16 protein-coding genes are annotated in these 17,149 nt (G+C 69.4%); 5 read left to right on the top strand and 11 right to left on the bottom strand.

Annotated features, from left to right (window positions below; all coding sequences use genetic code 11):
• Nucleotides 1-5: 5 nt before the first annotated feature.
• From PGB26_RS05575 to PGB26_RS05555, 5 genes are read right to left on the bottom strand one after another with little or no spacing between them, the layout of a single operon-like run.
• Complete coding sequence (locus PGB26_RS05575) at nt 6-917, bottom strand: DNA-methyltransferase (RefSeq protein WP_271639350.1); 912 nt, start codon at nt 915-917, stop codon at nt 6-8.
• Complete coding sequence (locus PGB26_RS05570; protein WP_271639349.1) at nt 896-1,945, bottom strand: lipoate--protein ligase family protein; 1,050 nt, start codon at nt 1,943-1,945, stop codon at nt 896-898. Before PGB26_RS05570 ends, PGB26_RS05575 begins: the two co-directional genes overlap by 22 nt.
• A gap of 44 nt (nt 1,946-1,989) precedes the next feature.
• Entirely contained in the window at nt 1,990-2,697 is a 708-nt protein-coding gene (gene pnuC / locus PGB26_RS05565; protein ID WP_271639348.1) for a nicotinamide riboside transporter PnuC, read from the bottom strand.
• Nucleotide 2,698: 1 nt separating this feature from the next.
• Entirely contained in the window at nt 2,699-3,580 is an 882-nt protein-coding gene (locus PGB26_RS05560; protein ID WP_271639347.1) for an alpha/beta fold hydrolase, read from the bottom strand.
• Nucleotides 3,581-3,627: 47 nt separating this feature from the next.
• On the bottom strand, nt 3,628-4,371 hold the full coding sequence (locus PGB26_RS05555) for a copper homeostasis protein CutC (protein WP_271639346.1): 744 nt from the start codon (nt 4,369-4,371) through the stop codon (nt 3,628-3,630).
• Between the two features lie 99 nt (nt 4,372-4,470).
• Here PGB26_RS05555 and PGB26_RS05550 point away from each other — a divergent pair, with 99 nt between their 5' ends.
• The 4 genes from PGB26_RS05550 (at nt 4,471) to PGB26_RS05535 (ending at nt 8,491) form a co-directional block, all read left to right on the top strand.
• Complete coding sequence (locus PGB26_RS05550; protein ID WP_271639345.1) at nt 4,471-4,902, top strand: MarR family winged helix-turn-helix transcriptional regulator; 432 nt, start codon at nt 4,471-4,473, stop codon at nt 4,900-4,902.
• A complete protein-coding gene (locus PGB26_RS05545; RefSeq protein WP_271639344.1) occupies nt 4,899-6,257 on the top strand; it encodes an MFS transporter in 1,359 nt (452 codons plus the stop codon). Before PGB26_RS05550 ends, PGB26_RS05545 begins: the two co-directional genes overlap by 4 nt.
• 78 nt (nt 6,258-6,335) lie before the next feature.
• Nucleotides 6,336-6,602, top strand: coding sequence for a hypothetical protein (locus tag PGB26_RS05540; protein WP_271639343.1), 267 nt, complete (start codon nt 6,336-6,338; stop codon nt 6,600-6,602).
• A 29-nt stretch (nt 6,603-6,631) separates the two neighbouring features.
• Nucleotides 6,632-8,491 carry a BCCT family transporter gene (locus PGB26_RS05535; protein ID WP_271639342.1) on the top strand — a complete coding sequence of 620 codons (1,860 nt, stop codon included), beginning with the start codon at nt 6,632-6,634 and terminating at the stop codon, nt 8,489-8,491.
• Nucleotides 8,492-8,692: 201 nt separating this feature from the next.
• Here the strand turns inward: PGB26_RS05535 and rocD are convergent, their stop codons facing one another.
• The 3 genes from rocD to PGB26_RS05520 form a co-directional block, all read right to left on the bottom strand.
• Nucleotides 8,693-9,913, bottom strand: a complete 1,221-nt coding sequence (gene rocD, locus PGB26_RS05530) for an ornithine--oxo-acid transaminase (protein WP_442923008.1) — start codon at nt 9,911-9,913, stop codon at nt 8,693-8,695.
• Complete coding sequence (gene ddaH, locus PGB26_RS05525) at nt 9,910-10,788, bottom strand: dimethylargininase (RefSeq protein ID WP_271639341.1); 879 nt, start codon at nt 10,786-10,788, stop codon at nt 9,910-9,912. The genes rocD and ddaH overlap by 4 nt, the downstream gene beginning before the upstream one ends.
• 171 nt (nt 10,789-10,959) lie before the next feature.
• The gene (locus PGB26_RS05520) at nt 10,960-11,523 is read right to left on the bottom strand and encodes an acyl-CoA thioesterase (RefSeq protein ID WP_271639340.1); all 564 of its coding nucleotides are present in this window, start codon (nt 11,521-11,523) and stop codon (nt 10,960-10,962) included.
• Nucleotides 11,524-11,643: 120 nt separating this feature from the next.
• On the opposite strand from PGB26_RS05520, the gene PGB26_RS05515 reads away from it, so the two are divergent.
• Nucleotides 11,644-12,153 (top strand): GNAT family N-acetyltransferase, encoded by a 510-nt coding sequence (locus PGB26_RS05515; protein WP_271639339.1) that lies wholly within the window; start codon nt 11,644-11,646, stop codon nt 12,151-12,153.
• Nucleotides 12,154-12,288: 135 nt separating this feature from the next.
• Here PGB26_RS05515 and pntB read toward each other — a convergent pair whose 3' ends face one another.
• From pntB to PGB26_RS05500, 3 genes are all read right to left on the bottom strand, one after another.
• A complete protein-coding gene (gene pntB / locus PGB26_RS05510; RefSeq protein WP_271639338.1) occupies nt 12,289-13,698 on the bottom strand; it encodes a Re/Si-specific NAD(P)(+) transhydrogenase subunit beta in 1,410 nt (469 codons plus the stop codon).
• Complete coding sequence (locus PGB26_RS05505; protein WP_271639337.1) at nt 13,695-15,248, bottom strand: Re/Si-specific NAD(P)(+) transhydrogenase subunit alpha; 1,554 nt, start codon at nt 15,246-15,248, stop codon at nt 13,695-13,697. The genes pntB and PGB26_RS05505 overlap by 4 nt, the downstream gene beginning before the upstream one ends.
• 204 nt (nt 15,249-15,452) lie before the next feature.
• Nucleotides 15,453-17,147, bottom strand: coding sequence for a cytochrome b/b6 domain-containing protein (locus PGB26_RS05500; RefSeq protein WP_271639336.1), 1,695 nt, complete (start codon nt 17,145-17,147; stop codon nt 15,453-15,455).
• Nucleotides 17,148-17,149 lie beyond the last annotated feature (2 nt).

Genomic DNA, 17,149 nt, shown 5'->3' with positions numbered 1-17,149 from the left:
CCGGATCAGATCGCACGCACGTCGGCGTGGGGCATCCGCTCGCGCATCACGCGGATCGCCTCGGGGTTGTCGTCGACCAGCACGGCATCCCGGCCCAGCGCCGACGCGACCGCTCCGGTCGTACCGGAACCCGCGAAGAGGTCGAGCACCCGGTCGCCGGGACGCGACGACGCCTGCACGATGCGGCGCAGCACCCCCTCGGGCTTCTGTGTGGGGTAGCCCGTCTTCTCGCGCCCGGTCGTGGGCACGATCGTGTGCCACCACACGTCGGTGGGCAGCTTCCCGCGCGCGGCCTTCTCGGCGGTGACGAGCCCCGGAGCCATGTACGGCTCGCGGTCGATGTCGTCGGCGTTGAACACGTGCCTGCCGGGGTTCTTCGCGTACACCAGGATCGTGTCGTGCTTGGTGGGCCAGCGGCTGCGCGACTTCGCGCCGTAGTCGTACGCCCAGATGAGCTCGTTGAGGAAGCAGTCGCGCCCGAACACGGCATCCATCATCACCTTGGCGTAGTGCGCCTCGCGGTAGTCGAGGTGCAGGTACAGCGTGCCGTCGTCGGCCAGCAGCCGCCACGCCTCCTCCAGCCGCGGCATGAGGAAGTCGCCGTAGTCGTCGAAGCGGTCGTCAAACGTGCGCAGCATGCCGCGCACCCGCTCGTACGAGTGCCCGTGGAACCCGTAGCGGATCTCTTTCGCCACCTCGAGCGGTTCTCCCTCCGGGGCCTGCGCATCGGAGGGCACGCTGCGGCGCGCGGTCACGACCTCACGGCCGCGGGTGCGGCCGGTGTTGAAGGGCGGGTCGAGGTAGATGAGGGTGAAGGATCCGGATGCCAGCGACGCGGCGACCTCGAGATTGTCGCCCTCGATGATCTCGACGGAGCCAGGGCGCGGCGCGCCGGTCACGGCACGCGGTGCAGCCACGCGTCGGTCGCGAACTTACTCTCGACCAGGGCCTGGGCGGCCTCGTACTCGTCGGCGCTGATCGCCCCGTCCTCAGCACCCGTGAGGGCGCGGAAGGTGCCTTTAAAGCGCTCGATGATCTCGGCGCGCTCCATGCCGGTCTGCGTGCGCAGCGGGTCGACGCGCTTGGCCGCCGACGTGGTGCCCTTGTCGCTGAGCTTCTCGCGCCCGATGCGCAGCACCTCGGTCATCGTCTGACCGTCGATGTCGTACGAGATGGTCGCGTGGTGCAGCACGCCGCCGTTAGCGAGGCGCTTCTGGGCGGCTCCGCCGATCTTGCCCGTGGGCGAGGCGATGTCGTTGAGCGGCTGGTAGGTGGCCTCGATGCCGACCGATCGCAGCGCGTGCAGCACCCAGTCGTCCAGGAAGGCATACGAATCGGCGAAGGTCATGCCCTGCACGAGCGAGGCGGGCACGTACAGCGAGTAGGTGATGATCTGCCCTGCGGCCATCATCATCGCGCCACCGCCCGAGATGCGCCGCACGACGTCGAACCCGTGCCGGGCGGCGCCTTCCGGATCGACCTCGTTGCGGTACGACTGGAACGACCCGATCACGACCGCCGACTCGTCCCACTCCCAGATGCGCAGGGTCGGGCGACGGCGGCCCTCGCCGACGCGCGAGGTGAGCACCTCGTCGAGAGCGAGGTTCATTCGCGGCGACACGGCCTTCTCGTGCACGATCTCCCAGTCGAAGTCGCGCCATCCCGGTGCGGTCACCAGCGCTCGGCGCACCACTGTGCCCACGGCCTCGGGAGAGAATCCCAGCAGCTGGGCACCCTCGGGAAGCGCCGCACGCACGGCGGCGGCGATCGTGGCGGCATCGGCCTCGACCGGCATGCCCTCGACGGCCGAGTTGATGGCCTCGAGCGCCGTGTCGGGCTCGAGGAAGAAGTCGCCCGCGAGGCGGAAGTCGCGGATCAGTCCGTCCGCGACCTCGAGGTCGACGACGACGAGCTTTCCACCGGGAACCTTGTACTCACCATGCACTCTTCGATCTTAACCGCGCAGACAGCGGCACCGCCGGGTCCGACTCAACCCCGCCCGCCGCGCACGGTCGGGTCGGGCAGGTCGGTGTCGATGCGCGGTTTGGCGCCGCGCGAGGCGCGCATCCACACGAAGAAGCCGACGATGGTGAACGCACCGTAGAAGAGGTACATGAACGCGGTGGCGTAATAGCCGGCCGAGAACAGCAGCGGCACGCCCACGGCATCCACCGCCACCCAGATCAGCCAGAACTCCACCCAGCCCCTCGCCATCGCCCACGTCGCCAGCAGGGACCCGACGAAGGTCCACGCGTCGCTCCAGACCGGCTCGTACGATCCGAGCATCCGGAACAGCGGCGTGATCGCCGCCGTTCCGATCAGCAGCGTTCCGATCAGCAGAAGACGCGTGCGACCGGATGCCCATCGAGGCGTGACCGCGTGACCGGCGCTGTCGCGGGCCTGCCGCCAGCGCACCCAGCCGTAGACCGAGACGGCGATGAACATCACCTGACGGCCGGCCTGCCCGAGCAGGTTCGCCGCATGCTCGGTGCCGAACACGCTGCCGATGAAGACGGTGAGCAGCAGCACGTTGCCGATGATGCCGACCGGCCACGCCCACAGTCGCCGTCGCATCGCGCCGAGAGCGCTCGCGAGTCCGAAGACGTTGCCGACCACCTCGCGCACGAGCAGCGACGACGACCCGACGGCGATCTGCGCGTTGAACGCGTCGATCAGCCACTGCAGAACGTCGCCCACCTCAGCCCTGCGCCGGGATGCGCGCGTCGAGCCAGGCGATCAGGTCGGCGCGCACGTCATTCTGCTGCAGCTCGTTGAACAGCTCGTGGCGCGCGTCGGGGTAGACGAGCGTCGTCACGTCGGTCAGCCCCGACCGGTTGCGGTACGCGTCGGCGAGCTTGTGCACGCTCCGCGGGCCGCCGACCGGGTCGTCACGGCCGACCATCAGCAGCACCGGAAGCGTCCTCGACGGGCTCAGCGACCCGAGAAGGTTCTTCTTGGGCAGCCCGTACAGCTTCGCCGCCTCGATCGGCCCGAAGAGAGTGAGCAGCGGCGCCTCGGTCGTCAGCGGGTCGTCACGGAACGCCGCCCAGACCGCCTCGTCACGCGAGAGCCACTCGAGCCCGTGCGCGTCGGGCGCCTTCCACCGCGCGTTGAGCGGGCGAGGGTTGAGATCGGTCGGCGTCCGCAGCGCGGATCCGGTGAGCACGACCGCGTCGTACGCCTCGGGATGCCTGTTCAGCAGGATCTGCGCCAGGAACGACCCCCAGGAATGGCCGAGCAGGACGAGCGGCAGGCCTGGATGCTCGGCGCGGATGATCTCGGTGAGCTGCCAGCACGCGTCGACGGCGGCGCGCAGGCCGCCGGGGCCCAGGCGACCGAGCCCCGCCGGACCACCATGCTGCCGGATGCCCGTGCGGCCGTGCCCGCGGTGGTCGTCGGCGTAGACGTGGAACCCCGCCTCGACGAGCACCTCGATGGTGCGGGCGTACCGACCGGCGTGCTCGCCCACGCCGTGCAGCAGCTGGACCACTCCCCTGGGGGTGCCTGCGGCCTCGTATACGTCGTAGACGATGGCGATGCCGTATGCATCGGCGAACTCAGCTGTGCGAGGGGAGGGCATACCGTCGAGTCTACGGAGCGGCGCACTGCGCTCCGGCCGCCCGGCTCTCAGGCCGCGTGCGCCTTCGCCAGCGCGTCGACGATCGAGCGCGCCGCGTCGAGGTCAGTGACCTCGTGCCCCCCGACGCCGTCGCTGGCCGAGCCCAGCCGCACGCCGACGTCGACGGTCACGGTGCGCTTGGCCGAGAAGTGCACAGCGTCGACGCCGGCGCCGGCGACGGTGGCGACGTCGGCCGCGGTGATGCCGCTGCCTGCCATCACCTCGATCTCGCCGGCCGCTTCGCGCACGAGGGCGCGCAGCACGTCGAGGCCATCGACCGCGCGCGAGGCGCCTCCCGAGGTGAGCACGCGGCGAAGGCCGAGCTCGCGCGCGATGCGCAGCGCCCCGAGCGGATCGGGTGTGGTGTCGATCACGCGGTGCAGGGTGACCGATGCGCCCCCGGCCGCATCGCGCAGACGCTCGAGACCGTCGCGGTCGAGTTCGCCGGTCGCGTCCTGGCATCCGACCACCACGCCATGCGCGCCTGCGGCGAGCGCGTCGCGCACGTCACGCTCCATGACGGCGAACTCCTCGCGGTCGTAATGGAAGCCGCCGGCACGGGGCCGGATGAGCACGTGCACCTCGGGGCCGCTCTCGCCGCCCGCTTCACGCACCAGTTCGATCGTGCCGCGAGACGGGGTGAGCCCGCCGAGGCTGAGCGCCTGGGTCAGCTCGACCCGGGCCGCCCCGATCTCGCGCGCAATGCGCATGCCGGCGGTGTTCTGGACGGCGACTTCGAGATCGACGGACATGAGAATTATTCTCGCATTCCGCGCGGTTCGAGCACAGTGCCGAGAACAAGATTTTCATCCGACCCTCGCGCGCTGAATATTAGTTAGACTATCTAAGTAATGACTGCCGATTCCGACGACTCCGCCGCCGAGCTGCGCTACGCACTGTTCCGTCTCACTCGCCGCCTTCGATCCGCCCGCGCACTCGACGCGATGAGCGATGCGCAGCTGGCCGCACTCGGCGCGCTGCGTGCGCATGGACGCCGCACCCTGTCCTCTCTCGCCGAGCATGAGCACGTCACCGCGCCGACGATGAGCGCCACCGTGAACGGTCTCGCCGACCTCGGGCTCGTGGTCCGCGTCCCCGACGACGACGACCGTCGTCGCGTGTACGTCGAGCTCACCCCTCAGGGAGAGAGCGTCGTGGCCGAGACGATCCGCAAGCGGAACCGCCTGATGGCCGACCTCATCGACGCGCAGCGGTTCGACGACGACGAGCTCGCGGTGCTGGATGCCGCGTCGGCTCTGCTGAAGAGGATGGCCGACGCATGAGCGCCTCCTCCGGCATGTTCCGCTCGTTCCGCAGCTTCAACTACCGCACCTGGTTCCTCGGCGGTGTCATCTCGAACATCGGCGGGTGGATGCAGGCCACCGCTCAGGACTGGGTGGTGCTGACCGAGCTCACCGACAACGACGCCACCGCCATGGGCGTCACCATGGCCCTGCAGTTCGGCCCTCCCCTCGTGCTCGTGAGCCTGACGGGCTGGGTGGCGGATCGCTTCGATCGACGCAAGGTGCTGCTGTGCACCCAGACCGCACTCATGATGCTCGCTCTCGGCGTGGCGGCGCTGCTGCTCAGCGGGGCGATGACCCTGCCGCTGATGTTCGTCTTCGCCGCTGCGTTCGGCGTCGCGAACGCATTCGATGCTCCTGCCAGGCAGGCGTTCGTCTCCGACATGGTGAGCCTCGAAGACACCTCGAACGCCGTGGCGCTGAACTCGGCGGCCTTCAACATGGCGCGTCTGGTGGGACCGGCGGTCGGCGGCATCCTCATCGTGCTGCTCGGGTCGGGCTGGGTATTCGTCGCCAATGCGATCACCTTCCTCGCGATGATCATCGCCCTGACCCTGATCAGGGTGAACGAGCTGACACCCCGTGTGAAGAGCAGACGCGGCGGCGGTGGCCTCGGCGAAGGCTTCCGGTACGTGTGGGGCCGACCCGATCTCATGGTCGTGTTCGTGATGGTCTTCCTCATCGGCGCGTTCGGCATGAACTTCCCCATCTTCGCGTCGACCATGGCGCTCGAGTTCGGACGCGACGCAGACGGCTACGGCCTGCTCAGCTCGGTGCTCGCGATCGGCTCGCTGGCGGGAGCCCTGCTGGCGGCACGGCGCGATCGGGCACGGGTGCGGGTGCTGGTGATGGCCGCGGGAGGGTTCGGGGTGGCATCCGTCGTCTCGGCCGCCATGCCCACCTACCTGACGTACGCGGCAGTGCTGGTTCTCGTCGGCTTCTCGACCGTGTCGATGCTCACGACCGCCAACGGGTACGTGCAGACCACGACAGACGCGGCGCTGCGCGGGCGCGTTCTGGCGCTCTACATGGCGGTCATCATGGGGTCCACTCCTATCGGCGCGCCGATCGCCGGATGGATCGTCGACACCTTCTCGGCGCGAACGGCGATCACCGTCGGCGGCATAGCAGGCATCGTCGCGTTCGGAATCGGGGTGGGCTGGATGCTGTGGTCGGGCCGACTGCACCGTCGCGACGGCCAGCGCTTCCGGCTGACTCTCGACGAGACGCGGCCGCTGTCGGTGATCCGGGCCATGGACCCCGGCTCGTTCGACGATCGGCCCACCACCGCCACGCCCATTCGGCTGACCGACCCCCGCGACGACGAGGACTGAGCTGCTGCTGCTCCTCCGCCAGCCGCGCACTGTCAAGGGGGTATGACCGGGCGCCGCCGGGCGCATACTTTCACGGGCATGAACGAGCAGACCCCGACGTACGGCTCCCCCGACGGCCAGCACCCCCACGTGCCCGGGCACGACCCGCTGGGTACCGGCATGCCGCGTCAGCGTGAGACCAGGCAGGCCCAGCCCACGGCATCCGCCGACGGCGCCCCGGCCGAGCCCCTCGACGACGACGCCCCGCTGGGCGGCGACGAGAACACCGAAGACCAGCTGACAGCAGACACGGCCGTGGAGCGCGACGCGCTCAAGTCGCTCGACCCCGACGACACTCCCGCGTGAGCGCGCCTGATCCCGGTACCGTAGGCGGCATGAGCGAGAGCAGAGACACGACGGATCCGGGCACGGTGTCCACCCAGCGCACCCCGCAGGTGCTGCGGTGGGTCTTCTGGCCGGCCGCAATCGTCGTCGTGGCGTTCGCGCTGTTCGCCCTGCTGCTGCCCGGCGTCGCCGAGTCGGCGTTCAACGCGGTGCAGACGAGCATCGTCAACGCGTTCAACTGGTACTACGTGCTGATCGCCGCGTTCTTCGTGATCTTCTGCCTGTTCCTCGGGTTCAGCCGCTTCGGAGACATCAAGCTCGGGCGCGATGATGAAGAGCCCGAATTCTCGGCGATGAGCTGGTTCGCGCTGCTGTTCGCCGCGGGCATGGGCATCGGCCTGGTGTTCTACGGCGTCAGCGAGCCGCTGTCGCACTTCACGAATCCTCGCCCCGGCGTCGAGGGCACGCCCGCCCAGCTCGCCCAGGCGGCCCTCGGCCAGACCTACCTGCACTGGGGCGTGCACGCCTGGTCGATCTACGTCGTGATCGGTCTTGCACTCGCCTACGCGATCCACCGCCGTCGGCGCCCGATCTCGATCCGCTGGACGCTCGAGCCGCTGCTCGGCAAGAAGGTCGAGGGCGGCTGGGGCCACGCGATCGATGTGATCGCACTCGTCGGCACGCTGTTCGGCGTCGCCACCTCGCTGGGTCTCGGCGTGCTGCAGATGAGCGCCGGTCTGCACTCGGCCGGCATCGCCGATCCCGACGAGACGACCCAGGTCATCCTCATCCTGGTCATCTCGGTGTTCGTGCTGATGTCGGTGCTGTCGGGCGTGACCAAGGGCATGAAGTGGCTCTCGAACGCGAACCTCGTACTCGCCGGCATCCTGGTCGTCTACCTGCTGGTGATGGGGCCCACCGAGTTCCTGTTGCGCGATTTCGTGCAGTCGATCGGCTACTACATCCAGAACTTCATCGGGCTGTCGTTCAACGTCAGCGCCTTCCAGGGCGCTGCCGGCGAGGAATGGCAGGCATCGTGGACCTCGTTCTACTGGGGCTGGTGGATCTCGTGGGCGCCGTTCGTCGGCATCTTCATCGCTCGGGTGTCGAAGGGCCGCACCGTGCGGGAGTTCGTCGTCGGGGTGATCCTCGTGCCGACGCTGCTCGGCATCCTGTGGTTCGCCGTGCTCGGCGGATCAGCGCTCGCACTCGAGCTCAGGGAGCCCGGCACGCTCACAGGCGCCGACGGCACGGTCGACCTGCAGGGCGCCCTGTTCGCGCTGCTGCAGAACGTTCCCGGCTCGACGATCGTGAGCATCGGCGCGATCCTGCTGCTGGCGATCTTCTTCATCACGTCGGCCGACTCCGGCGCGCTGGTGATGGGGATGATCGCCACGGGCGGCCAGCCCGAGCCCAAGCGCTGGATCCGGGTCTTCTTCGTCGCGGTGACCGCGCTGCTCGCCATCTCGCTGCTGCTCTCGGGCGGTCTGACCGCGCTGCAGACGGCGGCCATCACGATCGCGCTGCCGTTCAGCGTCGTCATGCTGCTGATGTGCTGGTCGACGGTGGTCGCGTTCAGCCGTGAGCGGCGTGCGTACGCGAAGGCCGAGCGCGCCCAGTTCATCGACAAGATCGGCGACTACTACGGGCTCGAGGTCGAGGCACACGACGCGACCGGGGTCTTCGGCGCCCAGCCGCGATGGATGCGCCGTGTGCAGCGCACCTTCCGGCTGCCCGTCGCACCGGCCGACCCCGCGCGGGCGACGCCGGGAGCGCTGTCGGCCGAGAGCCACGTCGACGCCACGCCGTCGACACTCGACGTCGACGAGCTGATCGCGCAGGACGAGCTGTCCGGCCTCGATGACCCCGATGCCCGCCAGCAGGACACCGGGCCCTTCCTGAAGGACTGACTCCCTTCCCGCGAGACTTCGCTTCCAGCACGAGACATGGCGCTGTGCGCTCGGTCTCGTGCTGGAACGGAAGTCTCGCGGCGCGTCCGGCGCGGCTCGGCGCGCGTAGCCCGAGAAACCACCTTCCGCGTGAGAACCCCGGGCGAACGTGGTTCGTCGTGCGGAAAGTGGTTCTTCGGTGCGGCGCGGCGCCCCGCGCGGTCAGCCCGCGAGCACGAGGCGCAGTTGCTCGACGGCCCAGTCGAGCTCGGTCGCCCGGATCACCAGCGGCGGCGCGATGCGGATCGTCTGACCGTGCGTGTCCTTGACGAGTACGCCCCGCTCGCGCAGCTTCTCGGCGACCTCGCGGCCGGTGCCGTACGCCGGGTCGATGTCGACGCCCGCCCACAGCCCGGCGATGCGCACCGAGGTGACGCCGTGACCGACGAGCGACTCGAGGGCGGCCGCGAGGTGAGCGCCCAGCTGACGAGCCCGCTCCTGGAACTCGCCCGTGCTGAGCATCTCCACGACCTTGCGGCCGACCGCGGCGGCCAGCGGGTTGCCGCCGAAGGTCGAGCCGTGCTCGCCCGGACGGATGACACCCAGCACGTCGCGGTCGCCGACGACGGCCGAGACGGGGAGGATGCCCCCGCCGAGCGCCTTGCCGAGCAGGTAAAGGTCGGGCACGACGCCCTCGCGGTCGCACGCGAAGGTCTCGCCGACCCGGCCGAGTCCCGACTGGATCTCGTCGGCGATGAACAGCACGTTCTTCTCGTCGCAGATCTCGCGCACCCGGCGCAGGTAGCCCTCGGGCGGGATGATCACGCCACCCTCACCCTGGATCGGCTCGATGAGCACCGCAGCGGTGTCATCGGTGATCGCGGCGGCGATCGCATCCGCATCCCCGTACGGCACCGTGTCGAAACCGGGCGTGTACGGGCCGAAGTCGTCGCGCGCCTGCTCGTCGTCGCTGAAGCTGATGATCGTGGTCGTGCGGCCGTGGAAGTTGCCGGCCGCGACGATGATGCGCGCCCGCCCCTCGGCGATGCCCTTGACCCGGTAGCCCCACGCACGGGCGACCTTGATGCCCGTCTCGACCGCCTCGGCGCCGGTGTTCATCGGCAGCACGAGGTCTTTGCCGCAGAGTTCGGCGAGCGCGGCGGCGAACGGCTCGAGCTGGTCGTTCATGAACGCCCGGCTGGTGAGCGTGACGCGGCCCAGCTGCGCGACGAGCGCTTCGACGATGGCGGGATGCCGGTGGCCGAAGTTCACGGCCGAGTACGCCGCGAGCAAGTCGAGGTAGCGCTTGCCGTCGGCATCCGTCACCCACACCCCGTCGCCCTCGGCGACGACGACGGGCAGCGGGTGGTAGTTCTCGGCGACGTGCGGCTCGGGGTTCGCCCCCTCGTGCAGCACGGCCTCAGTCTCGATCGTCGACATCATGCACCCCGCAGTTCGAGCGTGCAGCACTTGATGCCGCCGCCGCCGAGCAGCAGCTCGGACAGGTCGACGGTGATCGGGTTGTAGCCGCGCTCGCGCAGCTGCCGCTCGAAGCCCTTCGCGCGCGGCGAGATGATCACGTTGTAGCCGTCGCTCGCAGAGTTCAGGCCGAACACGGCGCCGTCCTCATCGGAGACGAGGATCGCGTCGGGGAAGCGCTTTTCGAGGATCGCGCGGCTCGCGTCATCGAAGGCGCCGGGCAGGTAGGCGATGTTGGCGCGCTCGGGACCGCCGTTCTCGACGCCCTGCACCGGATCGAGCACCGCGATGGCGGTGTCGAGGTGGTAGAAGCGCGGGTCGACGAGGTTGAGTGAGACGACCTCGCGGCCGAAGACCTCACCGACCTCGCGGTGGCTGTCTCCGGTCGAGCGGAAGCCGGTTCCTGCCAGGATCACATCGCCGACGAGCAGGAAGTCGCCCTCGCCCTCGTTGACCTCTTCCGGCATGACCGTGTCGAAGCCGTTCGCACGGAACCAGTCGGCGAAGGCGGGCGCCTCGCCCTGGCGCTCGACGAAGCGGAACTCGGGCACGTAGGCGCGCCCGCCGATGACGAACCCGCCGTTGGCCGTGTAGACCATGTCGGGGTACCCGGCGAGCGGCTCGATGAGCTCGACCTCGTGGCCGAGCTCGAGGTAGAGGTCATACAGCTTCTGCCACTGCGCGACTGCCCTGGCGGTGTCGGTGGGGCGCGTGGGCTCCATCCACGGGTTGATGGAGTAGTTGACAGTGAAGTGCTCGGGCCGGCACATCAGGTAGCGACGGCGGTGAGCGGTGCGGGTCGCGGTGTCGATGATCGTCGCGGTTTCAGGCGTGGACATGAGTGCTCCTCGGGAAGGTGCGGCGGACGCTGTCCAGGGGCCTGGCGGAAGTTCGACCCGCTCCTCGGTGGGAGCACGGGGAAGATGCGACACAGGCACGCCGCATCCATTTTTGCATCCGGATGCTGGATGCCGCCAGCATCCGCGCTCGAATTCGCTCGATCCGCCGCGTCACCGCCAGACGCTGGGCGCGGGCTTCCTCGTCGAGGGCAGCGCCGACGCCGACGCCCAGTCGTGGATCCACGGCTCGACCTCGGGCAGGCCGGCGGGCTTGCCTACGGCGGCGAACAGCTCCTCGTTGCTGACGGTGGTGCCGCCGCCGCGGCGCAGCATCCGCGATCTCACGATCACCCGCGCGTACACCTCGCCGTCGACGACGGCGCGGTGCTCGAGGAAGACCGCCTTGTCGTCGTGACCGACGAAGCGCGACTCGACGTCGAAGCGCTGCCACAGCTGCAGCGACTTGCGGAAGGTGACCGTCTCGCTCGAGACGACCGCGTACCAGCCGCGCGACTTCATCGCGTCGAACAGGCCGGTGCGGATCAGCAGATCCCAGCGCCCCAGGTCGAACAGCGACAGATAGCGGCCGTTGTTCATGTGCCGCAGGATGTCGATATCGGTGGGCAGCGTGGTGAGCCGGATGCGGCTGACCGCCGAGGGCTCGAGGGCGCCGCCTCGCCGCGTGCGCCGCCGCGCCTGGAGGATGACGAGGACGGTGCGCCAGATCACGTTCACAAGGGGCGATAGTAGTGATCCACGATGGTTCGCCCAACTTCATTGGCTGAACACCACAGGGCGGCGCATGTGTCGGTCGCCGATTTCACCTCCGCGACGGCGGCGCGTAGAGTCACGCACATGAGCACCGAAGCCCATACCGAGATCATCGTCCGACCCGTCCGCGATGTCGATGCGGAGGCCCTGGGTCGCGTCCACGCGCAGTGCTGGCACGAGACCTACGACCACCTGATCAGCAAGGCCGCCCTCGAGCGCATCTCCCCTCGCCGCATGGCCGAGCTGTGGACGAACTGGGCTCGCCAGGGCGACGACTTCCGCATGAGCGCGGCTCTGGTCGATGGCGAGATCGTCGGCTTCGTCGGCTCGGGTCCGGCCCGCGACAAGGACGCCCCGGCGCTGCGCGAGCTGTACTTCATCTACCTGCTCGACGAGCACCACGGCACGGGCATCGGCCAGAAGCTGTTCGATGCCGCCGTCTACGAGAACGAGCCGTGCTACCTGTGGGTGGCCGAAGACAACCCCCGCGCGCACCGGTTCTACCAGCGCAACGGGTTCACCCTCGACGACGAGAGCCACACCGAGCCGTTCCTGGGCGAGACGCTCACCGAGGTCCGGTTCGTGCGCGCCTGACGCGGCGCCCGCGGGGTCGCCGACACCCGCCGTATCGCCGACACCCCGTGCCGTGCACGTCCAGGGCACGGGGTGTCGGCGCTTCTCACGGGCTGTCGGCGTTGGAGCATCCGGCCGGGGCCTCCGGATGCCGGGTCAGAGCGCGCGGATGATGTCCTCCACCCGCTCCTTCGCATCGCCGAACAGCATCTGCGCGTTGTCGCGGAAGAACAGCGGGTTCTGCACGCCCGCATAGCCGGCGGCCATCGAGCGCTTGAAGACGATGACGTTCTCGGCCTCCCAGACGCGCAGCACGGGCATCCCGGCGATGGGACTGCCGGGGTCCTCGGCGGCGGCGGGGTTGACCGTGTCGTTCGCGCCGATCACGAGAACGACGGAGGTCGACGCGAAGTCGTCGTTGATCTCGTCCATGCCGAGCACGATGTCGTACGGCACCTTCGCCTCGGCGAGCAGCACGTTCATGTGCCCGGGCAGACGCCCGGCGACGGGATGGATGCCGAAGCGCACCTCCACGCCGCGATCGCGCAGCCGCGTGACGAGGTCTGCGACGGGATACTGCGCCTGCGCGACGGCCATGCCGTAGCCGGGTGTGATGATCACCGTCTGCGCCTGGGACAGCATGGCCGCGGCCCCCTCCGCACTGACCTCGCGATGCTCGCCATGCTCGCCATGCTCGCCGTCCGAAGACGCGGCTGCCGTGATGCCGAAGCCGCCGGCGATCACCGACAGGAACGACCGGTTCATCGCCCTGCACATGATGTACGACAGGTACGCACCGGACGAGCCTACGAGCGCGCCGGTGACGATCAGCAGGTCGTTGTTGAGCAGGAAGCCGGCGGCGGCCGCCGCCCATCCGGAGTAGCTGTTGAGCATCGACACGACGACGGGCATGTCGCCGCCGCCGATGGATGCCACGAGGTGCCACCCCAGCGCGAAGGCCAGCGTTGTCACCGCGATGAGCAGCCACAGCTGCTGATCCACGACGAACCAGACGGTCAGCGCGACGAACGCGGCGAGCGCGCTGACATTGAGCACGTTCTTGCCGGGCAGCATCAGCGGACGCGACGACATCTTCGCCGACAGTTTCAGGTAGGCGACGATCGAGCCGGTGAAGGTGACGCCGCCGATGAAGATGCCGATGAAGACCTCGGCGTTGTGGATGCCGACCAGCTCAGCCGGAATGGGCGCGTGGGCCAGGTGCCCGTTCCAGCCGACCAGCACGGCGGCGAGACCGACGAAGCTGTGCAGCAGGGCGATCAGCTCGGGCATCTGCGTCATCTGCACGACCCGTGCCCGCCAGAGTCCGATCGCGGCGCCGATCAGCACGCCGGCGCCGAACAGGCTCAGGCCGAGCGTCGCACCGGCCGTCCCCCAGGCGTCCGCGATGGTGAGCGTCAGAGTCGCCCCCAGCGCGATCACCATCCCTGTGATCCCGTAGATCACTCCCGCCCGGGCCGACTCGTGCCGGCTGAGACCGGCCAGGCTGAGGATGAAGAGCAGGGCCGCGACGATGTACGCCGCGGCCGCGAGGGCGTCGACGCTCACTTGTCGGCTCCCCTCGCCGGCCCGAGGGTGAACATGCCGAGCATCCGTCGGGTCACCGCGAAGCCGCCGAAGATGTTGATGCTGGCCACGAGCACGGCGACGGCGGCGATCACCTGCACCACGGGGTTCGCGTCGGTGATCTGCAGCATCGCGCCGACGATGATCACGCCGGAGATGGCGTTCGTCACCGACATGAGCGGCGTGTGCAGCGCATGGTGCACCTTGCCGATCACGTACAAGCCGATCACGACCGAGAGCATCAGCACAGTGAAGTGCTGCGGCAGCGGGGCGGGCGCGAACGCGTTCACGAGGAACAGCGCGGCGATGCCCGCGACGATCAGACCGGCCCTCTTGCCGGCCGACATCGGCTTCTTCTCGGGTATCGACGCGGATGCAGTCTCCGGAGCGGATGCCTGGGGCGCGGCGGCGACCTGCACGGGCGGTGGCGGCCAGGTGATCTCACCGTCGCGCACGACGGTGACCGAGCGCTGCACGATGTCGTCGAAGTCGATCGTGATCGCCCCGTCGTCGTTCGGGGTGAGCAGGGCGACGAGGTTGGCGACGTTCGTGCCGTAGAGCTGGGATGCCTGGGTCGCCAGGCGCGAGGCCAGGTCGGTATACCCGAGGATGATCACGCCGTTATCGGTGACGACGCGCTGCCCGGCCACCGACCCCTCGACGTTTCCGCCCTGGGCGGCCGCCATGTCGACGATCACGCTGCCCGGCTTCATCTGTGCGACGTCGGAGGCGGTGATCAGCCGAGGGGCGGCGCGTCCGGGTATCAGCGCGGTCGTGATGATGACGTCGACGTCGGCAGCCTGCTCGGTGTAGATCTCCGCGGCGCGGCGGTCGTAGTCCGCGCTGGTGGCTTTGGCGTACCCGTCGGAGGACTTCTCGACCTCCACGTCGACGGGCAGGTAGGTGCCGCCGATCGATGAGACCTGGTCGGCCACCTCGGGGCGCGGATCGGTGGCGCGCACGATCGCGCCCAGACTCGACGCCGCCCCGATCGCCGCGAGCCCGGCCACACCGGCTCCCGCGACGAGCACCTTCGCCGGGGGCACCTTGCCGGCGGCCGTCACCTGACCGGTGAAGAAGCGCCCGAACTCGTTCGCCGCCTCGACGACCGCGCGGTACCCGGCGATGTTCGCCATCGAGCTGAGCACGTCCATCGACTGCGCCCGTGAGATGCGCGGCACCGCGTCGAGCGCGATCGCCGTGATCCCCCGCTGCGCGAGCTTCTGCACCAGCTCCGGGCGCAGTGCCGGAGAGACCAGCCCGATGAGGGTGGCGTTGTCAGCGAGGCGGGCGATCTCGGCATCCGTGGGCGGGTTCACCTTGAGCACGACCGGGCTCGCCCACGCCTCCGCCTGAGAGACCAGGCGGGCGCCGGATGCCGCGTACGCGGCATCCGGGTACGCCGAGCGCTCCCCCGCCCCGATCTCGACGACCACCTCGTAGCCGAGCGTGCTGAGCCTGTGTGCGGTGTCCGGGGTCGCGGCGACGCGCGCCTCCTCCGGCCCTTCCCGCACGATTCCTATCCGCGTCATCGCGTTCCCTCCCACTGGCGTCTTCGCCGGTGGGCTCAGACTACTGAGCGGGCGCAAGGATACGACGGCATCCGGTTCAGATGACGCCTCAAGAACACGCCTTCTTACCTTCCAGCGAAATCAGCGCCCTCCGAACGCTATCGCCCCCTCTGAATCGCGCGATTCAGAGGGGGCGAAGACGGCAGGGGTGGTGAAGAGGCTGGCTCAGCGGCCGGACACCTGCCCGAACAGCTTCGCGATCGGAGCGAGCACCAGCGGACGCGCGGCGAACCAGCCACCGGCGATCACGGCCATCGCGAGCACGAACACCCAGAATCCCGTCCAGTTCGCGGCATACGCGGCGCCCTCGACCGATCCCTGAGCGGCGAACATGTGGTTGAGGTTGCGCAGCGCCCCGGTGAGGAACACGAGCGCGACGTGCACGATGATGAACGCGACGAAGTACAGCATCACCGGGAAGTGCAGCGCACGCGCCCACTCGACCGGGTACGCCTTCGACAGCCCCTCGGCCTTCTTCGGCCACAGCCCCGACATCCGGAACCCGGTGACGATCGCGAGCGGAGCGGCGACGAACACCGTGACGAAATAGGCAAGCTGCTGCAGGCTGTTGTAGTTCACCCAGCCGTTGTCGGTCGGCCAGTCGAACGAGAGGTACTGCAGCCCCGCCGACAGCGCGTTCGGGAAGACCTCCCAGCTCGTCGGCACGATGCGCGCCCAGTGGCCGGTGGTGAACAGCAGCGCGACGAAGACGACGCCGTTGATGATCCACAGCAGGTCGAGTGCCTGGTGGAACCAGAGTGTGAGGCTGATCTTGCCCTTGGCGTTGCGTCGCGGCGTCCAGAACACCGTCGGCCGCTTCTCGCTGCGCACGCGCAGGCCCGAGCGGATGATCAGCACCATGAGGAACATGTTGAAGAAGTGCGCCCAGTTCGCCCACGGCGCGAACCCCGGCTCGACGTCGACGGCCGGGTGGTACTCGCCCGGGTAGGCCGCCAGGAAGTCCTGCATCAGCGGGAGGCTGAGGAATGCGCGGACGAGGAAGACCGCCGCGACCGCCACCAGGCCGAGGGACGCCAGTCCCAGCAGCCCTCCGATGGCCCGCGGCCATCCCGGCCGCAGAGGCGAGGGCTCGGGCAGCGGAGCGGCCGCGTGCCGCGGAGCGCGACCTTGCCACACCGTGCGCGGATACGGCAGCGGGGTCGAGACGACGGGCCTGGACGCCGAGGCGACGACTTCCTGGCCGGCCGGAGCGTCGATGGACGCGGCGATCTCTGTCACCGGAGCGGACTCTCTCGCGACGGTCGCGGCAGTCGTCTCCTCGTGGGTCGCAGCCTCCTGGGTCGCCGCCGCTGCGCCGACGTGTGCGGTCACGGGCACGGTGCCGGCCGGAGGCCACGGCTCCCCTCCTGCGACGCGCGGAAGCCCGCGTCGCACCGCGACTCCGGCATCCGCCCCTGCCGCTGCGTGCGCAATCGCCGGGCTCGCCTCTGCGTCGACAGCACGGGATGTCGCCGACGGCACGGCCTGTTCGCGTGAAGGACCCGTGTTCTCGGCGAGATCCCGTTCACTGGACGCGCCGGCCACGGGCTCGGTGGTGGCAGCGGCGACGGATGCCACGACTGTGGCCTCCCCGGGGGGCCAGGGCTCCCCGCCCGGCACGCGCGGAAGTCCGCGCCGCAGGCTCACGCCGGTCGGCGCAGGGGCATCCGAGAGCCGCTCGTCGAGAGCACCGGACGTCGACGACGGCACGGGCTGTTCACGCGAAGGTGCCGTGCTCTCGGCGAGGTCTCGCGCTGTCGTCGGCGAGGTGGGGAGCTCGGGGACCTGGACCTCGGTCGCGGGAGGCCACGGCTCGCCGCCCTTCACTCGCGGGAGTCCGCGGCGGATCGATCCGGCCATGG

Origin of the sequence: Microbacterium sp. nov. GSS16 (assembly GCF_028198145.1) — a bacterium.
Taxonomy (GTDB): domain Bacteria; phylum Actinomycetota; class Actinomycetes; order Actinomycetales; family Microbacteriaceae; genus Microbacterium.
This window is presented reverse-complemented; position numbering and strand designations above follow the sequence as displayed.

What these genes read in the sequence shown, in the direction of transcription:
- PGB26_RS05540 (WP_271639343.1), top strand. Translation starts at nt 6,336, where the DNA reads ATGAACGAGCAGACCCCGACGTACGGCTCCCCCGACGGCCAGCACCCC.
- ddaH (WP_271639341.1), bottom strand. Translation starts at nt 10,788, where the DNA reads ATGTCCACGCCTGAAACCGCGACGATCATCGACACCGCGACCCGCACC.
- PGB26_RS05550 (WP_271639345.1), top strand. Translation starts at nt 4,471, where the DNA reads ATGACTGCCGATTCCGACGACTCCGCCGCCGAGCTGCGCTACGCACTG.
- PGB26_RS05560 (WP_271639347.1), bottom strand. Translation starts at nt 3,580, where the DNA reads ATGCCCTCCCCTCGCACAGCTGAGTTCGCCGATGCATACGGCATCGCC.
- PGB26_RS05505 (WP_271639337.1), bottom strand. Translation starts at nt 15,248, where the DNA reads ATGACGCGGATAGGAATCGTGCGGGAAGGGCCGGAGGAGGCGCGCGTC.
- PGB26_RS05535 (WP_271639342.1), top strand. Translation starts at nt 6,632, where the DNA reads ATGAGCGAGAGCAGAGACACGACGGATCCGGGCACGGTGTCCACCCAG.
- PGB26_RS05555 (WP_271639346.1), bottom strand. Translation starts at nt 4,371, where the DNA reads ATGTCCGTCGATCTCGAAGTCGCCGTCCAGAACACCGCCGGCATGCGC.
- PGB26_RS05500 (WP_271639336.1), bottom strand. Translation starts at nt 17,147, where the DNA reads ATGGCCGGATCGATCCGCCGCGGACTCCCGCGAGTGAAGGGCGGCGAG.
- rocD (WP_442923008.1), bottom strand. Translation starts at nt 9,913, where the DNA reads ATGATGTCGACGATCGAGACTGAGGCCGTGCTGCACGAGGGGGCGAAC.
- PGB26_RS05545 (WP_271639344.1), top strand. Translation starts at nt 4,899, where the DNA reads ATGAGCGCCTCCTCCGGCATGTTCCGCTCGTTCCGCAGCTTCAACTAC.
- PGB26_RS05515 (WP_271639339.1), top strand. Translation starts at nt 11,644, where the DNA reads ATGAGCACCGAAGCCCATACCGAGATCATCGTCCGACCCGTCCGCGAT.